General features: G+C 55.6%; 16 protein-coding genes. 8 read left to right on the top strand and 8 right to left on the bottom strand.

Features of this window, described 5'->3' with window-relative positions:
* Positions 1–65: 65 nt before the first annotated feature.
* Complete coding sequence (locus LA756_RS12895) at positions 66–1013, bottom strand: nucleoside hydrolase (RefSeq protein ID WP_224440286.1); 948 nt, start codon at positions 1011–1013, stop codon at positions 66–68.
* 229 nt (positions 1014–1242) lie between these two features.
* On the opposite strand from LA756_RS12895, the gene trpD reads away from it, so the two are divergent.
* From trpD to trmB, 7 genes are all read left to right on the top strand, one after another.
* Positions 1243–2256: an anthranilate phosphoribosyltransferase gene (gene trpD, locus LA756_RS12890; RefSeq protein ID WP_224440285.1), complete on the top strand. Its 1014-nt coding sequence runs from the start codon at positions 1243–1245 to the stop codon at positions 2254–2256.
* A complete protein-coding gene (locus LA756_RS12885; RefSeq protein WP_224440284.1) occupies positions 2253–3455 on the top strand; it encodes an MFS transporter in 1203 nt (400 codons plus the stop codon). Before trpD ends, LA756_RS12885 begins: the two co-directional genes overlap by 4 nt.
* Positions 3456–3616: 161 nt before the next feature.
* Positions 3617–4012, top strand: a complete 396-nt coding sequence (locus LA756_RS12880) for an STAS domain-containing protein (RefSeq protein WP_224440283.1) — start codon at positions 3617–3619, stop codon at positions 4010–4012.
* A gap of 284 nt (positions 4013–4296) precedes the next feature.
* Positions 4297–7134 carry an MMPL family transporter gene (locus LA756_RS12875; protein ID WP_224440282.1) on the top strand — a complete coding sequence of 946 codons (2838 nt, stop codon included), beginning with the start codon at positions 4297–4299 and terminating at the stop codon, positions 7132–7134.
* 393 nt (positions 7135–7527) lie between these two features.
* A complete protein-coding gene (locus LA756_RS12870) occupies positions 7528–8022 on the top strand; it encodes a 3-hydroxyacyl-ACP dehydratase FabZ family protein (protein ID WP_224440281.1) in 495 nt (164 codons plus the stop codon).
* Between the two features lie 54 nt (positions 8023–8076).
* Positions 8077–8934: a rhomboid family intramembrane serine protease gene (locus LA756_RS12865; RefSeq protein WP_224440280.1), complete on the top strand. Its 858-nt coding sequence runs from the start codon at positions 8077–8079 to the stop codon at positions 8932–8934.
* Positions 8935–8955: 21 nt separating this feature from the next.
* On the top strand, positions 8956–9603 hold the full coding sequence (gene trmB / locus LA756_RS12860) for a tRNA (guanosine(46)-N7)-methyltransferase TrmB (protein ID WP_224440279.1): 648 nt from the start codon (positions 8956–8958) through the stop codon (positions 9601–9603).
* A gap of 260 nt (positions 9604–9863) precedes the next feature.
* Here trmB and LA756_RS12855 read toward each other — a convergent pair whose 3' ends face one another.
* Both LA756_RS12855 and LA756_RS12850 read right to left on the bottom strand, forming a co-directional pair.
* On the bottom strand, positions 9864–11483 hold the full coding sequence (locus LA756_RS12855; protein ID WP_224440278.1) for an amidophosphoribosyltransferase: 1620 nt from the start codon (positions 11481–11483) through the stop codon (positions 9864–9866).
* 432 nt (positions 11484–11915) lie between these two features.
* Positions 11916–12431 (bottom strand): transposase, encoded by a 516-nt coding sequence (locus tag LA756_RS12850; protein WP_224440277.1) that lies wholly within the window; start codon positions 12429–12431, stop codon positions 11916–11918.
* Positions 12432–12754: 323 nt separating this feature from the next.
* Here LA756_RS12850 and proB point away from each other — a divergent pair, with 323 nt between their 5' ends.
* On the top strand, positions 12755–13897 hold the full coding sequence (gene proB, locus LA756_RS12845; RefSeq protein ID WP_224440276.1) for a glutamate 5-kinase: 1143 nt from the start codon (positions 12755–12757) through the stop codon (positions 13895–13897).
* Positions 13898–13912: 15 nt separating this feature from the next.
* Here proB and LA756_RS12840 read toward each other — a convergent pair whose 3' ends face one another.
* The 5 genes from LA756_RS12840 to LA756_RS12820 form a co-directional block, all read right to left on the bottom strand.
* Positions 13913–14620 carry a hypothetical protein gene (locus LA756_RS12840; RefSeq protein WP_224440275.1) on the bottom strand — a complete coding sequence of 236 codons (708 nt, stop codon included), beginning with the start codon at positions 14618–14620 and terminating at the stop codon, positions 13913–13915.
* Between the two features lie 140 nt (positions 14621–14760).
* Positions 14761–15519, bottom strand: coding sequence for a hypothetical protein (locus tag LA756_RS12835; protein WP_224440274.1), 759 nt, complete (start codon positions 15517–15519; stop codon positions 14761–14763).
* Between the two features lie 74 nt (positions 15520–15593).
* The gene (locus LA756_RS12830) at positions 15594–16133 is read right to left on the bottom strand and encodes a GNAT family N-acetyltransferase (RefSeq protein WP_224440273.1); all 540 of its coding nucleotides are present in this window, start codon (positions 16131–16133) and stop codon (positions 15594–15596) included.
* Between the two features lie 308 nt (positions 16134–16441).
* On the bottom strand, positions 16442–18460 hold the full coding sequence (locus tag LA756_RS12825) for a sodium:solute symporter (RefSeq protein WP_224440272.1): 2019 nt from the start codon (positions 18458–18460) through the stop codon (positions 16442–16444).
* Positions 18460–18684, bottom strand: coding sequence for a DUF3311 domain-containing protein (locus LA756_RS12820; RefSeq protein WP_224440271.1), 225 nt, complete (start codon positions 18682–18684; stop codon positions 18460–18462). Before LA756_RS12820 ends, LA756_RS12825 begins: the two co-directional genes overlap by 1 nt.
* Positions 18685–18869 lie beyond the last annotated feature (185 nt).

Here is an 18869-nt window from a genome sequence, read left to right as displayed (position 1 = left end):
CTAAGAATCGGAGAGTGGCTCTGTCTTTTACGTCCGAGCCACTCCGCAATGGAGCGAGCCGGTTCCTATTCAACCGTCTCGCTGGCAGCTTGAATGATGCCTCGCAGGATGCAATCTTTCACGGCTGCCGCATCGACGCTGGTCATCACTTCCATGTTGGGCGTCCAAGTCTTTACCGTGCGTTGATCAAAGATTGTTGCCCCAAGCGTCAAGTCGCCTTGCGTTTCAACGTCGCACGCCATCGGAACGGCTTCAAATAGTTCCGGCTGCAGCAATGCGACCAATGCAACGGCATCGTTCAGGCAAATGCCTTCCTGAGCCAGGTGCCGTCGATGCGAACGGAAGGAATAGGGCAAGATCTTATTCAGCAAGTTCGTGACGCGTGATTCTTTCTTCGGAATCTGTTCCAGCAGATCGATTCCAAAGGTGACCTGGCTGGTGATATCGATCGGTACCAGCGTCTTGGTCGTCTTCGAGTGCAGCACCCGGCGAGCACTTTCGGCATCGAAATGGCAGTTGAACTCGGCACACGGAGTAACGTTGCCGACGCCATTCAGTGAACCACCCATGATCACAATTTGTCCGACCTGAGCAGCAAACGCCGGATCGCGCTGCAGGCAATTGGCGATATTGGTGGTCGGACCAAGGCACAAAATAGTGACTTCTTCCGGAAAGGCCCGGATTTCGTCGCCGATCAGTTTTTCGGCCGAATGGGTTTGATGAAGCTTGGCGACGTTCAAATGAATTTCGCCTAAGCCGTCGCTGCCGTGGAGGTAGGTTGTGTCGACAGGAGGTGCGAGACGTGGGCCTGGCCCCATCGCAATGCGAGGCCGACGAGGCGGATCGAGACATTCGATCAACGCTTGCAGGTTGGTATAAGCCTGGTCTGCGTTCACGTTCCCTGCGGTCGATGTCACTGCAAGGACATCCAGACGAGAGTCGAACAAGGCGATCATGAGCGCTACGGCGTCGTCGATGCCGGGATCGCAGTCGATAATGACCTTCCTGGACATATAGGACGGAACCTCCTGCCTTCGTGGAACGGGAACTTGAGGGCCGGCTAGGGCGAATTGGCCTAAGCGAAACGTCGATTTGCATCGGTTCACCTAGGTCGGCTTCGTCATGTTATAACAGTTTTCCCCCGCCAGCGGCAGAGACATCGTGGCTAGGACCGCGGCGGTTGGGGGACTAAAATGGTCGATTTCTCGTACGCATTCATCCCAAAATTGGGGAGTTGGTCCGTTGTCGCACTCTGAAGTCATCGCCAAGGTAACGTCTCGCACGGACCTCTCGTTAGAAGAAATGGCCGCCGCCATCGATCAGATGATGGAAGGGGCTTGGAGTGACGACGACATCGGGGCACTGCTGTTGGCGCTCAACGAAAAGGGCCCCAGCGTGGACGAAATCGCCGGAGCCGCGACCGCCATGCGAAAGCACATGGTGAAGATCGCTTCTCCCAGCGAAAAGTTTATCGACACGTGCGGGACCGGCGGCGACCGCAGTGGAACTTTCAACATCAGTACCGCCACCGCGCTGGTGATTGCCGCCGCTGGTGTTACCGTCGCAAAGCATGGCAACCGCAGCGTGACCAGCAAGTCCGGCAGTGCCGATGTCCTTTCTCGACTCGGCGTGAACATCGAAGCGGACGTGCCGACGATTGAAAAGTGCCTGAACGAAGTTGGTATCTGCTTCTGCTTCGCACCGCTGATGCACAGTTCGATGAAGCATGTGGCCCCCGTGCGTAAGAAGCTGGGCGTTCCGACCATCTTCAATTTGCTAGGGCCGCTCTGCAATCCGGCCAATGCTCCGTTTCAACTGCTCGGCGTCGGCAAGCCAGAGTACCGCGAACTGCTGGCGAGCGCCTTGCAAAAGCTGGGAACCACCAAAGCGGTGTTCGTAACTGGTCGAGACGGCATGGACGAAGTGACCATCAGCGACGCTACTGATGTCACGATCGCCACGCCCGGCGGCACCGTCCCGATCGTTTGGCAGCCAGAAGAATTTGGCATCGAGCGGCAGGGCAAAGAAGACATGCTTGTTGACGGCCCCGAAGAAAGTGCGGCCATGATCCGCAGTGTTCTTGCCGGCAAGAAAGGGGGCGCTCGCGATATTGTGGTCATCAACGCGGCGGCTGCGTTGTGGACGTTAGGAAAGAATGATTCGTTGAGCGAATGTGCCCGACTCGCTGAGATCGCCATCGATGGCGGTGCCGCGGAAGAGACGCTGGCCAAGTTGGCGGAGGTCAGCCACGCGTGAAGGCGGCCGGAAGTACGTTAGCAATTTTGATACTCGCGGTCTGCGCTGCCCATGCCATGGTGCATGTGCTGGAAGGTTCATTGCCGTGCGTGGAACAATCGATCGCGGCCCAATACGACGTCGGATCGGCAACCACGGGGTGGCTGCAAACCGTGTGGCGTTTTCCGTGGGGCGTCGGCGCATTGGTCGCCGGATGGTTGGTCGATCGGTACGGGGCGAAGCGGATGCTGGCCCTTTATCTGCTTGGCGGCGGCGTAACATGCTTCACGTCGATCTTGCTGCCAGGGCTGCCGCTGCTGTTCGGCTCGATGTTTTTGATGGGGGTGATGGCGAGTATTTATCACCCAGCTGGCTTGGCGCTGCTTTCGCATGAAACAACTCCTGATACGCTGCCGAAGACATTGGGTTGGCATGGCGTGTTTGGTTCGCTCGGAATCGGCGGCGTGCCGTTGATCGCAGCTGGCGTGTTATCGCTCACCCATTCGTGGCATGCGTTTTATGCCGTGCTAGGGGTGATGTCGATTTCGATCGGCATGGTGTTCGTTTATCTCACGCTGCAGTCGCCGGAGCGAGTTTTCTCGAAGGTCGATCAAGCCGCCATCGAAGACCGTGGCAACTGGGCCAGTTTTGGGATCTTGCTGGTGATGTCCAGTTCGATCGGGCTTTCTTACCATGGCGTGATGAGTTTTTTGCCAAGATATCTGTCCGACGCTCAGGTACTCGGATTTCAGACCCAGGGCGAGATCGGCGGCAATATTTTGGCCGCCAGTTCGCTTATTTTGGGGTGTATCGGGCAGTATGTCGCAGGTCAGATCGCTCGGCCGAAACGGTTAGAAATCCAGTTGATGACCATCTGTGCTGGTACGGTACCCTTTTTAGTTGGGATGAGTTTCGCCCCTCCGCAGTGGAAATGGTACTGCGTTGCTGCGTGGGGGATGATCTTTTTCATGCATCAACCGGTGTTTAACAGTCTGATCGCCAAATACACGCCGAGGGCGCGCCGAAGCCTTTGTTACGGGGTGTCGTTCGCGGTCGGAAATGGCATCGGGGCAATCGCTGCCGGGCTGGTCGGAGAGAACACGCACTTGCAGTCGGCCTACTTAGGATTGGCCGGATGTGCAGCAGTGGCGTCCGCAGCAGGTCTGATTTTATGGATTCGCGCGACTAGGAACCCTCCTAGCGGGGCGGAAAACTCGTGAGAACAATAGATTATGCTTTGCTTTCCCAGCTTCGCTAGAGATAATCGAGGCATCTGGAGAGGGCTGGCTCCATTGACCTCCCTAGTGGTCCTTTTCTACCCTGCTAGGGGTTCCTACTTTTTCATTCGTTATCCACGCGCGATTTCTAGAAAGCCCACTCAATGGCGATCAAATACCATTACCTGAAAGTCCGTGACGTCCAGGAAGTTGTCGTCGCCGAGTTCATTCAGTCTTCGATTCTGGACGAAACCGCGATCGACCGCGTGGGAAAGGAATTCGAGCAGTTGATCCTGGAAGCGGCGACCGCCAAAAAGTTGTTGCTCAACTTCCGAGCGATCGAGTACATGTCGTCCGCGATGATCGGCAAGCTGATCTTGCTGAATAAGAACTGCAAGAACGCCAAGATCAAATTCAAAGTCTGCAATGTGACCGGAAACATCATGGAGGTGTTTCAGATCATGAAGATCGGCAAAGTCATCGATATTCAGAAGGACGAAAAGTCCGCCATCGATTCCTTCAATGGCCCATCGATTGGCAAGTGGTTCGGCTTGGGTTAATCCCACGTCTTCTCGCCACGCTGTATCTAAAGCCTTGGGTGGTACCGAGTTGAATACCGGAACCACCCAGCCCAGACGGTACGCTTCTGCACCGACTCTTCACACGTTCGAGCTACTTCTGCGCTTCGAATGCCGCGATGGTGTGCTAGCATTGCTAGACACGCGCTTCGCTCTTAGCGCCGGATAACGGTTTGCGTAAGATTCTGCGAACCTCCTACATGTCTCGATCATAAACCTAGCAGGCCGCTCGGTTTTGAAGTCCTTCGCGCGGTCGCCGCTGGCACATGCCTAACCATCACGAAACGTCGGAAGAAAAGTCGTTGCTCGCCAAGCCGTTGGCCTGGGGAACACGTCAAGTCGTGCGCTATCCGATTGCGGTGCTGCTGGTGGCGTTTGTCGTCGCAGGGCTTTCGGTTTTCTACGCGACGAATCACCTTGGGTTCAAAACAAGCCGGCTGGATCTGATCAATCAGCAAAGCAGCTTCAATCAGCTGTGGTTGGAATACCTCGACGAGTTCGGCGCCGACGACGATGTGGTCGTTGTCATCGAAGGACCTGGCCGCGAAGAAATCGTCCCGGCCTTGGAAGATCTGTATACCCAGCTGACCGCCGAGCAGCAGTCGTTCTATGCCGTCTTGCACGAGCGCGGTCTCAGCAAAGTTCGCGAGAAAGGTTTGCACTTCCTGCCGGAGTCCGACCTGACGAAGATCGATCAGCAGTTGCAGCGCCTGCGTCCGGTGATGCAGGGGCAGTGGGATTCAATCGGCGTCGGGCAAATGGCGTACAGCTTGAACCAACAGATGCTCTTCGCCCAGCGGCAGCCTGGTTCGCCCCAGGCCCAGATGATGGCGGAGCAAAGTCGGCAGCAGCTCGATCGATTGGCCAGCAACTTGCTCGCCGCGATGGGGCAGGGGGAATCGCAAGGTTCCGTGCTCGTTCCGCCGAACGATTCCTTGAACGCAATGAGCCAGATCGATTCCGACTATTTCCTGGCCAACGAAGGGCAAATGGGGCTCATCTTGCTTCGCCTGGTGAAGAACAAGTCGGAGCTCGCCCAGGGCAAAGAAGCCATTGCTCAATTGCGACAAATCCTCGATCGATTCCAAGCCAAGTATCCTCGGCTCAAGTTCGGTTTGACGGGGTTACCGGTGATGGAAAACGACGAAATGGAACGCAGCCAGGTCGACATGACCAAAGCCAGCGTTATCAGTTTGGTTGGCGTCGCGTTTCTGTTCATTGCGTCCTTTGGTGGTTTGCGGCATCCACTTTTGGCCGTCGTCGCGCTGCTGATCGGCATTGCCATGTCGGTTGGTTTCACGACCGCATTCGTCGGACACTTGAACATTCTCAGCGTTTCCTTTGGCGTCATCTTGATTGGCCTGGGGATCGACTTTGGTGTGCATTACGTTGCACGATACTTGCGTGAAGCAGAAGAAAAGAAGACCGGCGATGCGTTGGTTCAAACGGCTAAAGATATCGGGCCTGGGATTGTTACCGGCGGTTTAACGACCGCGGTGGCGTTCTTTACGGCGTCGCTAACCAAGTTCACCGGCGTTGCCGAGCTGGGCATCATCGCAGGTGGCGGGCTTTTGGTTTGTTTGGTCGCTTCCATGACGGTCTTGCCGGCAACGATCCACCTGGCCGATCGGCATCGTAATCGCTTTCAACTTCCCAAACCCCTGCATCTCGATTGGTGGGTGTTGCCGCTGATTAAGACGCCCAAGACAACGCTCTTGGTTTCGTTGATTGTTGTTGGATGTATCGCGATTGGGGTGCCCAAGCTGCGTTACGATCACAACCTGTTGAACCTTCAGCCAAAAGGTTTGGAAAGCGTTCAGTGGGAAGAGAAACTACTGAACGATACCGACCGCAGCGTGTGGTTTGCGTTGTCGATTGCCGAAGACCGCGAGACGCTGCTGAAGCGAAAGGAAAAGTTCGAGGCCCTGCCGACGGTGAATCGCGTGGAAGAGATTGCCTCGCTGATGCCCGACAGTTCGCCTGAAAAGCTCGACATGATCGCCGACCTCGATCATCGCTTGAAGCAACTACCCGAAAACGTTCCGACCATTTCGATTCCTCCGGCCGGCCATCTTGGTCAGGTCCTTGCCGATTCGCAGCGGCTACTTTCGCCGGACGATCCGGCCGCTCAGCATACCTATCGGCGGCTTTCGCAAATCCGCGAACTGCTCCGGGGAATGCCAGAGCCGAAATACAACGCGATCATTTCCCAGTTCCAGCAGCGTAACGCCGGGGAATTGCTGCAATGGCTGCATTCGCTCGCGGCCATCTCGAACCCTGATGCTCCGACGATCAGTGACTTGCCGGAAGCGCTCGTCTCGCGGTTCGTTGGCAAGAACAACCAACTGCTGCTGCGTATTTATCCCAACGCCAGCATCTGGGATATGGACGCACTGGAAGGCTTCGTGAATCAGGTCACATCGGTCGACAACAAAGTGACCGGGCAGCCGCTGCAAACGTTTTATGCCTCGCGTCAGATGCAGCTCAGCTACGTCCATGCGGCGATCTACTCGCTGATTGCCGTGATGATCATTCTGTTGATCGACTTCCGCAGCATGACCAACACGCTGCTGGCGCTGACCCCCGTCGGGCTCGGCATGCTGATGCTGTTTGGCGTGCAAGGGTTCGCCGACATTCCTTTGAACCCTGCCAACATGATTGTTCTGCCGCTGATCTTAGGGATCGGCATCGACGATGGCGTTCACGTGGTGCACGACTATCGCCGGCAGTCGAAGGGGTATTCGCTTGGAGCTTCTACGGCGACCGGGGTGATTATTACTTCGCTGACGACAATGATTGGCTTCGGAGCGTTGATGCTGGCCGATCACCGCGGTTTGGCCAGCCTGGGCCGCGTGCTGACCATCGGCGTCGCGTGCTGTCTATTCACGTCGCTGGTCGTTTTGCCCTGCATTCTGACGCTTATCTCTGGCTTCCGCCGCGAAGTGCCAGAGATCGAAGCGAAAGCGTCGGCCCCCCGCGAGCGTCCTCGAGGCCGCAAGCTGGCCGACATTCCCGACGAGCCGAAATCGCACCCCCACAAGGAACCGTCCCGCGATGACGCGGAAACTCGCGATTCCTTTGACGATTCGTCCATGAATCGCTAACTGCTATGCCAGTAAAGGTTTAGCGTGTTTTCTGTGGGGCGGCTAAACCACCTCTGAGGCCCCCATTAGGGCTTTCGGATCGTCCCCAAATCGCTATACTAAATAGATTCTGAACCAAATCGCGGCGCAGACTTCCGGGTTTGCCCCACATAACGTCATATTTTCCGAACCTATAAGGGATACGAACCATGGCCAAGCCACATCGTAAGTTGAAGAAAGCCAATCACGGTGCACGTCCTGCGAATGCAAAAGCTCGCAAGGCAAAGCGTAAGCACATCAAGACCTAGTTCACGTACTAGTTTTTGGCTGTGAAATGCGTCGGCTCGGATGATCCAGCCGACGGCTCATTTGAATACCCACTTTTGTTCCACATCGATAGCTGAAGGATTCACGGTGGCGCGAGAAGTCCTGATTCTCGACCCTGCGTCGATCAACTTTGACAACGTAATCGCGGACCTCGAAGGGGTTCGTAAGACGAATCCGCAGCGTTACGAGATGGAACAGCTTTCCGGCATCGTCCACGATGACGTCGAAGCAGGCATCTGCGCCGGCTACCTCGACATTGCTGACGACGCCTTCTGGGTTCGCGGTCATATGCCTGGGATGCCCCTGATGCCAGGCGTGTTGATGTGCGAAATGGCTGCCCAAGTCAGCACTTGGTATGTTGTCACGCACGACTTGATGCCAGGCAAGCGAATGGGCTTCGGTGGCTTGGATGAAGTCAAGTTCCGCGGCATCGTACGACCCGGCGACCGGCTGCTGTGCGTGCTGAAGCAAACGCGCTACAGCCCCGGACGCATGCTGGTCTGCAGCTTCCAAAGTTTCGTCGGCACCACCCTGGTTGCCCAAGGCGTGATCCGCGGTATTCCTCTGCCGGACGCGATCTAAAACGCTGGGGTGCGGCCACGCCTACGAGTGCCGAGTCTCTGCTGGTAACTCCCCATGCTATTCCCACTGATCGACGAAAACCCGACGCGGCGTTGGCCGATCGTGACCGTCGGTCTGATCGTGGTGAATACGCTTCTGTTGTTAGGGATGCTGGGGATCGACCCGCTGGAGCATAACCGTTTCTTTCTCGAATATGGTTTTGTTCCGCAGCGATTCACTTCTGCCCTGGAAGGGGGCGAAGCGGTTCGCGTCGATCTGCAAGACTTGCTGAAAGGTTCCCCGGAAGCGAAAGAGGTTCTCGAAAAAAGTGGCGATGATACGGTCGTCACGCTTCCTGCGACAATGACCGCAGCCGTCGGGACCATCTTTTCATCGATGTTCCTGCATGCCGGAATCGCTCACCTGTTGGGCAACATGTGGTTCCTTTGGATCTTCGGGAATAACGTCGAAGATCGCTTGGGGCATGTTCCGTATCTGCTGTTCTATTTGTTCGGCGGCATTTGCGCGGCGCTCGCTCATTGGGCGACAACCACCGCGACAGGTGCCTACGTGCCGACGGTGGGTGCCAGTGGGGCGGTGGCGGTTGTGCTTGGTGCGTACGCGGTGACCTATCCCAGAGCCCAGGTTCGCTGCTTGTTGTTTGTCGTGATCATCTTCATGATGGTCGATCTTCCGGCATTGGTGGTGCTGGGGCTATGGATCGCAGTTCAGCTGTTCCAAGGGATCGGAGCTTTGCACTTGGGGCTTGACGGCGGCGTGGCGTGGTGGGCGCACATCGGCGGATTTTTGTTTGGGATGGCGATCATGCCGCTGCTGACGATGATCATTCCGGACACCACGTATGGCTCGGTCTTGAAGCAAGAGCGAGCGTTTCAATTTAATCCTCGTCGTGACGACGAATTCCGTTTCTAGTTTTTCCTGTTACGAATCATCATGGGCCGTAGAGCACTCCCCAAACTGAACCCTGACGTTGACTTCTCGCAGCACTTCTTCGAGTCGGACGTTCTCGAGACGCGTCCAGACTTGCAGTCGTACTTCGCCCAAGAGCAGCCGCTCGAGCTGGAAGTCGGAACCGGCAAGGGGCTCTTCATGAAGAACGCCTCCGGTCAGTTCCCCGAGCACAACTTTCTGGGGATCGAAATTGCGTTCAAGTATGCTCGCTTCGCCGGGTACAAGCTGGCCAAAGAGGGCCGCACCAATGCGGTCATGTTCCATGGCGACGGGCAGAAGATCTTTCGCGAGGTCATCAAAGACAACTCGCTGGAAGCGGTGCACGTTTACTTTCCCGATCCCTGGTGGAAGGCCCGACATCATCGTCGCCGCTTGATGAACGAAGAGTTTTGCCAGCAGATCGAACGGGTTCTCCGTCCCGGCGGCAAGCTGCACTTTTGGACCGACGTGCTCGATTACTTCGAGATGGCGGTTGAATCACTCCATAAAGTGACCAAACTGCAGGGCCCCATCGATGTCGACGAGCCCCCATCGGAGCACGATCTTGACTACCGCACGCATTTCGAGCGGCGGATGCGAAAGAACGAAATGGATGTGTTTCGCAGCCAGTTCTTGAAGCCGGAAGCTTAGTTATTCGCCCGTTGCAAGGGGTTGCAAGGGTAGGTACCATGCTCACGGCTTTGTGGGCATGTGGGGCATTTGAAGACATGCCTACGCGGACGAAGGCATGGCACCCTAGCCTGATACCTGAAGGCCAGGGCATGGTACCCAAGATTGTATGGGCGGCGTTCATAGAGAGCTGAATCACTTACCCTGGCCCTCTCCGTTTGTAGGAGAGGGGCAGGGCAAGTTGAGTTTTAGAGGCCGTGGCGGTAGCGTTTCGCCGTGGACTAAGCCCCAGTCGATGTCGCGGCTTGTTCTTCTTTGCGACGTTCGTAGGTGCGGCCGTTGCTGTTTTCCTGGTCTTTGGTTTCCAGGGCAATCTGGTACAGCTTCTCGCCGCCGGCCGTTGGGTATTGCCCCGTGATGCAGGCCTGGCAGAGGTCGTCGCTCGAATAGTTCACGGCCCGGGCGATCGAGTCGACCGAGAGGTAACGCAGCGAATCCGCCCCAAGCTGCTGGGCCATGGCATCTTGCATTTCTTCGGTCAGCAGGTAGCTGTCACCCATGAACTTCGGGGCGAACAGTTCGCTGATCGTCGACATATCGATGCCGTAGAAGCAAGGAGCGATGATCGGTGGACAAGCCACGCGAACGTGAATCTCTTTCGCACCGCCACGCTCTCGCAGGCGGTTGATCAGCACTTTCATCGTCGTGCTGCGAACGATCGAGTCTTCTACCAGGAAGATGCGTTTCCCTTCCAGCACTTCGCGTAGCGGCGTGTATTTGATCTCGGCCGCACGACGACGCTTGCTGCCACTTTCGATGAAGGTTCGGCCAGAGTAGCGATTGCGGATCAAGCCTTCGCGGGAAGGAATTCCCAGCTCGAAGGCCATCGCGTCAGCAGCCGCTTTGCTGGTATCGGGGACGGGAACGACAATCGTGTCGCCGTCGTCCAGCGGAATGTCGTTTCGCTCGCGTTCGATGGCGGCCAGCTCTTCGCCCAAGTTGGTGCGGCTGACGTAGACGCTTTGGTTGTCCAGCGTGCTCGCCACGTTCGCGAAGTAGATCCACTCGAAGAAGCAGTGAGCGCGACGCTTCGATTCGATGAACTGCTTCACCTCGACTTTGCCGTCGGTAATGGTGATGGCCTGGCCAGGTTCAACGTTCTTGATTTCGTCTTCTTCGAAGCCCAGATTGATCAGCGCGACACTTTCGCTCGCGGCGGCGAACAGCGGGCCGGAAACGGCATAGCACAGTGGCTTGATGCCGTACGGATCGCGGGCCACAAGCATCTCGCCGTAAGCGTTCAGCATGACCAGGCTGTAAGCCCCATCAAACCGTGGCGCGGCACGCTGCAGGGCATCGAACATCGTGATCCGCTTTTCCCCGGTCATCTCACGGCTGAGCTCGTGCATGATGATTTCGGTGTCGGTTTCGCGGCTTAAGTGATGGTCGTCGTCGGCAAGCAGGCGATCGCGAAGTTCGCTGTAGTTGGAAAGCTGCCCGTTGAAGGCGAAGCTAAACCACTTGTGCTTCACCAAGTGATGTCGCTCGAATGGCTGGGCGTAGCTCTTGTCGTCTTGCCCGCAGGTAGCGTAACGAACGTGCCCGATCGCCGCACGTCCGGCATATTCCTTCATCAGCGATTCGCTTTTGCCGCGGTGCGACAGGCGAAACACTTCCTGGACGGTACCGATGTCTCGGTGCGTGTCGATCAGCTGATTACGTTCCGGGCTGAAGGTCGTGAACCCCGCCGCGAGTTGTCCTCGATTCTGAATATCCAGCAGCATTCGCGGCATCATCCGCGAGACTTCTTCAGGACCTTGATCGGGACAGAGAGGACTTTCTTCGTCGCTGGGGAGATGATAAATCGCCGCAACACCACATTCGTGGAAGAGTTCACTCATAGATTTTCAGTTTCAATCCTGCCGAGTTTGCAGAGTTCCCCCAAATCGAGATCCATTTCGCGGGATTGTCTTCGTTGGGGGTGTGGGCCGGAACAAGCAAGCACATGCTCATTTTAGGGACGAACATGCGAATCCTCAACCGTCACGCCGCGGAAGTCACGGATTCCCCCATGCCTACCTGCGACTGGGTGGGAAGCATTTCCGGGCAAGGCAAACTATCCCGACTTAAGGTGCTCGCAAGGGGGGAAGGGCGAGGGGCAAGCAGAATTCCAGCTACTAGGGTGGTCCCGGTTTTCAAACCGGGATGGCCGTAGGCCACAAGAAGCCATTGCAATATGCCCGCAGCTGAGTGAAACAATCTTTACAAGGCAACCTAAATGCGATGATGGGAATTGACGTTGTTGCAGAGATGTGAGTTATGGTGTTTTTCAATCAGAAATCTGGCATTCGGATGGGGACTCCAACCGAGCGGCCATTTTCGTACCAGCGTGCCGAACTCCATTTCCAGTCGCAAGGAAAGTCAGAGAGCCCTGCGCGGACTGGATTCTGATGCATGTAGGCGAGCTTCTCTTCTACCTTGTCGGGATCGTAAATCTCGAAGCTGTAATATCGTTTCTGCCAGATTGGATCGTCTGGCGGGACCTGCTTAAAGAAGGACCATTTGTGCTTGTTCACTTGTCGCTTGATAAAGTGACTCGATTGCTGTTTCCAGTCATGCAGAAAATCGGCAAGTTGGTTTTTTTCTGGAAACCAGACAAGCAAATGGACATGGTCAGGCATCAGGACAAAGCCAAGGCAATCGCCCCGGAAAAACTGAAGCGAACGATTCAAGCAAGAAAGTACAACGCGATTTGCTTGATCAAATCTGAGAACCTGTCGCCGTTTATAGCAGCTGAATGTCACAAAATGGATATACAGCTGTTCTGCGGGGACGTGTTTACGACGCATTCGTGATGTCACCTGGCAAGGTGGAGTGTGCCAATGATGGAAAAACGCAAATTAAAGCGTGGAATACGAGATGCAAGCTAAAAGTGAAGAAACACTGAGGGGGAGCGAAAAGGATTGAAACCTGGGCACCAGGATAGACTTGTTTCAATGGCTTCTTGTCGGCTGCGCCGATACCGGTTTGAAAACCGGTACCACCCCCCAATTTTCCGATTCAGAAAACCCCAGCGAAACATGGTCCCTTCAGGCCCCCATGGCAAGTGGCTCGTCACACTTTAAGATATCGATACGTTGGCACCCCCTTTTTGCTTGAAACTTTGGACACTATGACCGACTTGCTGCGGCAGGAAATTGCGACTTCGGCTCACACGATTGTGGTAAAAGTGGGCACGCGCGTGCTGACGACCGACCAGGGTGTGCTCAGCGAAGAGCAGATCACTCAGTTAGGGCGGCAACTTTCGCAGCTGGCCGCGTCTGGTCGTCGCGTTGTGTTGGTTTCCAGCGGAGCGGTCGGGGCCGGGATGAGCCAGTTGGGTTTGACCGAGCGGCCCACCGACTTGGCCAAGCTGCAAGCGGTTGCCGCCGTGGGTCAGGCCAAGCTGATCGAGCTGTACGATCTGGCCCTGCGCGATCATGGCCGGCATGCTGCCCAGGTGCTGCTCACCGCGGAAGATCTCGACGACCGAACGCGATACCTCAACATTCGAAACACGTTGTTAAGCGTGCTCGATTTCGGCGCCATTCCGATCATCAACGAGAACGATACCGTGGCGGTCGAAGAATTGATGCTGACGTTTGGCGATAACGATCGCCTCGCGGCCAGGGTCACTAATCTGCTTCGTGCTCCGCTGCTGATTCTGCTTTCGGACGTTCAGGGGCTATACAACGGTTCGCCGGAACTCGCCGAGTCGAAATTGCTTTCGGTAGTGCCGAAGCTCGACGAAGAGGTGATGGGTTTTGCCCGCGACAAAAAGACTGGCCATTCCAAAGGAGGCATGGCCAGCAAGCTGGAAGCGGCTCGCATGGTCACATCGACCGGCGAGAACATGATCATCGCTTCTGGCCGCCTGCCGAATGTTTTGCCACGACTGCTCGACGGCGAAGATCTCGGCACGCTGTTTCTAGCCCAGGGGAAAGCGGTCACGCCTCGCAAGCGTTGGATTGGCTATTCAGTACAGCCACGCGGCGAACTGATCGTCGACGATGGAGCGGTCAAAGCGCTCGGTGAGAAAGGTCGCAGCCTTCTTCCGATCGGTGTGACCGAAGTGCGCGGGACGTTCGATAAAGGGGACGTCGTCCGTGTCTGCAATACCCAGCAGCAAGAGATCGCCCGCGGCCTGACGAATTATACGTCGGAAGAAGTCGCCAAAATCCTCGGCAAACAAACCGACCAAATCGAAAGCATCCTCGGCCACCATCCGTACGACGAAATCATCCACCGCGACAACCTGACGGTGAGCCGGGTTTAACAAATCGTTTGGCGACTATGCCCACAAGACGAAAGCATCCTGCTGCTTTTCGTTGATTTGGTGGAGCCAGCCGGAAAGTTCATCGACGAATTGGCAACCTTCCGGGGAAAGTCGCACGGCGTACTCTTTTCGCAGTTCTTCCGGCATATAGTCTGGTAGCTTTCGTTCGTACGCTTTTGCCGCATCAAGAGCCGCGAGAAAGCCCTCTAGGTTAGGTCTCTCTACCACGCTGTAGAAAGCCCAGGACGTGGAAAACGAGTCGCCAAACAGCGGCGTACCACTTAGAAGCTTTACCATGCATTCATGGTAGATCATCGGGCATTCGCTGGAGCGAGAAAAATGACACGCACTCAGTTCGCGGCTAAGGCCTTCGATTGCCGAATGATTCCAAGTCGACGACTCGTTGGCGAATGAAACATGCGAATCATCGGCTAGGGCCTGAACTAATGCGAGCAGGGCATAAACATGCGTTTCCGCTTCGACGTATTTGACAATGAGACCCCCATGAGACTCTGTGGAAGTGGACTTGCGTTCTTCTCGCAGTTGGTGCCCTTGGGTGATCAACGTACGCAACCAAGCCGTAGCGCGGCTGCGAGGTTCTTCCTCAGAAAACGCTTTTGCGATATGCGTTTCGGCCGTCTGCAAAAGCGCCTCGTCGTTCGATGCAAGGGCGGCAATGACTTCTTTCATGTCACAGCCGTACAAATTCATTCGCAAGGACATGAAGTCAGTTTCCAGCGTTACGAAGGCATGGTGCGGACGGCGGCACAGGAAGTTTCAATGTCGTCCGCAAACATTGGGACCAAGTTGTGTTGTTCCGTTTAACGTATTGAAAACGGAAAGTCTTAAGAGTGAGCGTTGGCTTACTCTGACTCAGGCATGCGAATGTAGATTTGATTGAATTCGTCTTGAACGGAGGGGATCGGGGTGTCTGGAGTGAGGTTCATCGTCAGGTCATCGTCGAGCATCTTCACTTGATACTTCCAGCCGCTCGGCAGTTTCTGAAAGCGTTTGCCGAGTGTCGCCAATTGGTCAGCGGGGATCTTGTGTCCTTGCAGGACATAGACGTGACCTTCGTGGTCGATCAATTGATAGACCGGCTTGCCTTTCTGCCAGACCAGGTTCTGGGTTTTGGCCGGATTGAAGACATGATACTTGGGGGCCTCCAGCGTGCCAGGCGGAAGATGGGCTCCGAAAATCATCTGCGTGCCGTCAACGTTGATGGGCTTCGATCCCATGACACCTACTTCGTCCATCGACCACCATTGAGGGCCGTTCTTGTAAACCGACTTCGCGCCGAACTCCTGCGCCAACGCTTGAACGTCGAGATCGTTCCACCATTTCAAATCGGCAGGGGAGAGAGGGGACGTGCTGTAGATGTCGTTGCCTCGATCGCCGTAGTCAAAAACAAGCTCGCAATATTGGTACCCTCGCGCGTCGCTGAGGTTTTGCATTGTTAGTGCGTACGTTTTTCCGTGGCCGGTTGTTGCGGTCGCCTTCTTAGAAGTGGGTTCGCCTGCAGGCAATGGGACCAGCATGCCCAGCAAAAAGCAAAACGCCAGCAGCGTCGCAGTGACAAGCCATTGGTAAAAACGAGCATTCGAAAGATGGGAATTCGACATCAGAATGACCTCCGCCAAGATAAGAGCCTGTCTCTATTAAAAGTCGGCGAAGGCTGACGTGCAAAGTTTTTTGTTTACGAGTTCAGCTGAAGCGTAAACTTAATGTCATCGTCTTCCGAGTAGAACGCAGGCTCATGCTCGTTGGTCAGGAAGCCGAACGTGCGGAGGAGCTTTTGTACCGGAGCGTTCTTGGTGACGACGTACGCGTGCAGTCGAATGATGCCGCGATGCCGGGCCTGATCGATCAAGCTTTCCAGAAGCACGCGGCCGAGGCCGAGCCGTCGCATGGTGGTGTCGACCACAATCGATATTTCGGCTGACTGCCGTGCTTCGTCCGTATGAAAGCGGCCGAGGGCAACGATCTTCGATTCATCAGCCGAGAAGATCGCCAGCGCAGGCTCCCACGTTGGATCTAGTGACGCAATCTGCTGAGCCGTGTCGATGGTGAGTTGCGATACCATGTGCCCGTACCGGCAGCGAATCGTGGGAGGATCGAGCTGATTGAAAAACTTCAGATAGATCGCCGCGTCGTCCGCGGTCAGCTGCCGCAGAAGAAACCGATGCTGGTCGATGGCAAATCGTTGAATGACAAGCTGGGGGGAAGATGAAGACATTTTTCGCTCCGTAGGAATGCCGTTTATCCTACCGCAAAAATCGAGAATGAGCCAATCGGCCGCGGAATGCCAATATTGTAACGAAGTATTGTCCAAGTGTACAAAAAGAATTCACGAGGTGTGCGTCGTCTGGCGTCCACTGGTTGACCAAATTGGGACCGTTTAGCGCTGAAAATAAGGGAAGGCATTTCCACACGTTCGATCGGCGCAAAAAGAAAGGTGCGTAACTTCCGAGAGTTACGCACCTGAGATTGTTTCTTTAGGTGCTTGGACACAATTGCGGCATAATGGCCACTACGTCCGCGCGGTTACGACTTTTTCGGGAAGAACCGCTTGAGGTGTTCCTCGTCCGGCGGCTGCGTCATCAGCGAAACCACGATCATGGCGATCGCTGCGGCTGGGACCATCGTCGCGACCGGCATCATTCCGAACACCGTGAAGTGTGGGTTCAGCGCCAAGTCACTCATGTAGAAGAACAAGCACCAAAGGCTGATCGCGGTGATCACGCAGGCATAGGCACCGGCTTTGGTAAGCCGCTTCCAATAAAGTGCCGCAAACACCAGCGGGAACAAGCTGGAGAATCCGCTGAACGTCCAAACGCCAAGCGTGAACACCCGCCGCGGTTCAAACAGGCTGAGCCCATAGGTGATCGCCACGATCGCGATGATGAAGCAGCGAGCGATGATGAGCACCTGTTTGTCGGTGAACCGTTTTTTACCGCCGTAGTGGACGACAATGTCCTCGGTGAACATCGTTCCGATACAGAGGAACTGGCTATCGAGTGACGACATGATCGCCGCGAGCACGCCGGCGGTGAGTAGACCGCTGAGGAAAGGACCACTCATGTTGGCCACCATAAACGGCAGCACCGCGTTCGGATTGAAGTGCGGCGGAATGAGTGGGCGTCCTGCGTCGGTAACCGCGGAAGTGGCCCAGACGCCGACCAGCACACAAGGAATCCAAACGATCGCGATAAACAGCGGGTGAGCCACCACGGGAAGCTTGAAGCTTTGGGCGTTCTTCGCGGTGAGCCAGTGTTGGAACAAGTGCGGGAACATGCCGACCGAAAGCGGAATGAACATGTAAGTAACGAAGACCAGCATCGACATCGCCCGAGGTTCTTCCGGCGACCATTTCGTGGCGCGGTAAACCCCAGCGGTGCGTTTACGAGTCCATTTCCGGCCGAGGTCTTCGTTCTCGGGGTTAATGAACTCGTCTGGGTGTCCCATGTTTTTGTTATAGATCGGGTCGGAGTAGGCCTGAAGTACGGCATCCTCGTTGCGATGGTATGCGTTCAACTGATGGCCGGTCATGACTTGCGTGTTCCACCACTCCGGTTTTTCCTCCGGCATCACGCGGTCGTCTTGTTGGATGAACGCGTCGTTCTTTTCGGCGACGGAAAGATCGATCAAGTTGTTGGCCACGGCAACGTTTGCTTCGGCGCGAGCCTTCCAGTTGCCAATTTTAGGGCCTTTGTAGTCGGCAAGCGCTTGAGCTTTTTGCTCTTCAGTCAGTAGGTTGCCGTCTGCTTTTTGATTGGCGAAGTTGTACTCGGCAAGCGACTGCCAGGTGGCGAACGCTTTCTCGTACTTTTCTTCGTCGGACTTCGCGACCGAACGCATCAACTTGGATGGGTTCCGTTCCTCGACCGCTTCCGAAGCGGCTTGAGCGCCACCGAGATTATCGGAGATCACCCAGAACGTGATGATGCCGAGCACCATGAAGACCATCGTCTGGAAGGCGTTGGCCCAAGCGGTACCACGCATGCCGCCGAAGAAAACGTAGATCAGCACGACGATCGAAATGACCAGGCTGCCGAGCCAGTTCGGTACGCCGTAGTCGTATTCGGCGAACATGCTGGAAAACGCCCCTTCGCTCACGGCGTTCACCACCGTGCCGGAAGCCATCACGCCGATCAGCAAGTAAGGAACGACCAGGCCGACCAAAATCGGGAACAGCAGGATGCCGATCTTGTCGCTTTGCAGGCGATCGCGGAAGAACTGAATTTGGGTGGTGTAGCCATACTTCTTGCCAAACGACCACAACTTGATGCCCAGCACGAAGAAGCAGAGCGAGTGGATGATCCCGCTGGAAGAAGCCAGCAAACCATAAACACCAACCCCTTCGGCATAGGCTTCGCCGGTCGAACCGACGAGAGCGAATGCGGTCATCGTCGTGCCGAACAGGCTCATCAGCAAAAGGAAAGGGCCAATCGAATGGCTGGCCAACATATAGTCTTTACTGGACCCACGAAAGAGCGTGCTCGCGAAGATCCCCAGCGTCAGCAGGAGTGCCAGATAAACGCAGATAACAATTAACGGTACCATTATTCGCCCCCTTCCGCTTCATGCTGAGCTTCTTCGATCAAGTCGGTTGGCCAGGCAAAGATGGTTGCCAGAAACCAAACGATGGCAGCCCCCACTGAGATGCCGCCTTGCCAGAGCAGGGTGATCGGCATGAAGCCCCAAACCAAGGTGCGATCGTTCCAATACCAGAGGTCTTGATGGAGGATGATAAGGGCTACGACCAGTAGCCAAACCACGTATCTCATGGGTGTGCGGCCTTCAAGGTGGAGTGGGGCGGGCAAAACACGTTGAGAAGACAGTTGGTTAAACAACTATTGGGCCCATTCTAAACGTCTCCTTAGGGCGATGCCATACGAGATCGTTACTTTTCCCGTGACTTCCTAGATCGAAAGAAACGCAATTCACGTTGGAGATCGCTACGAACGACTGT

Source organism: Bremerella sp. TYQ1 (genome assembly GCF_020150455.1).
In the GTDB taxonomy this organism is placed as follows: Bacteria; Planctomycetota; Planctomycetia; order Pirellulales; family Pirellulaceae; genus Bremerella; species Bremerella volcania_A.
The sequence above is the reverse complement of the archived record's forward strand: the minus strand, read 5'-3'. Positions and strand labels throughout refer to the sequence as shown.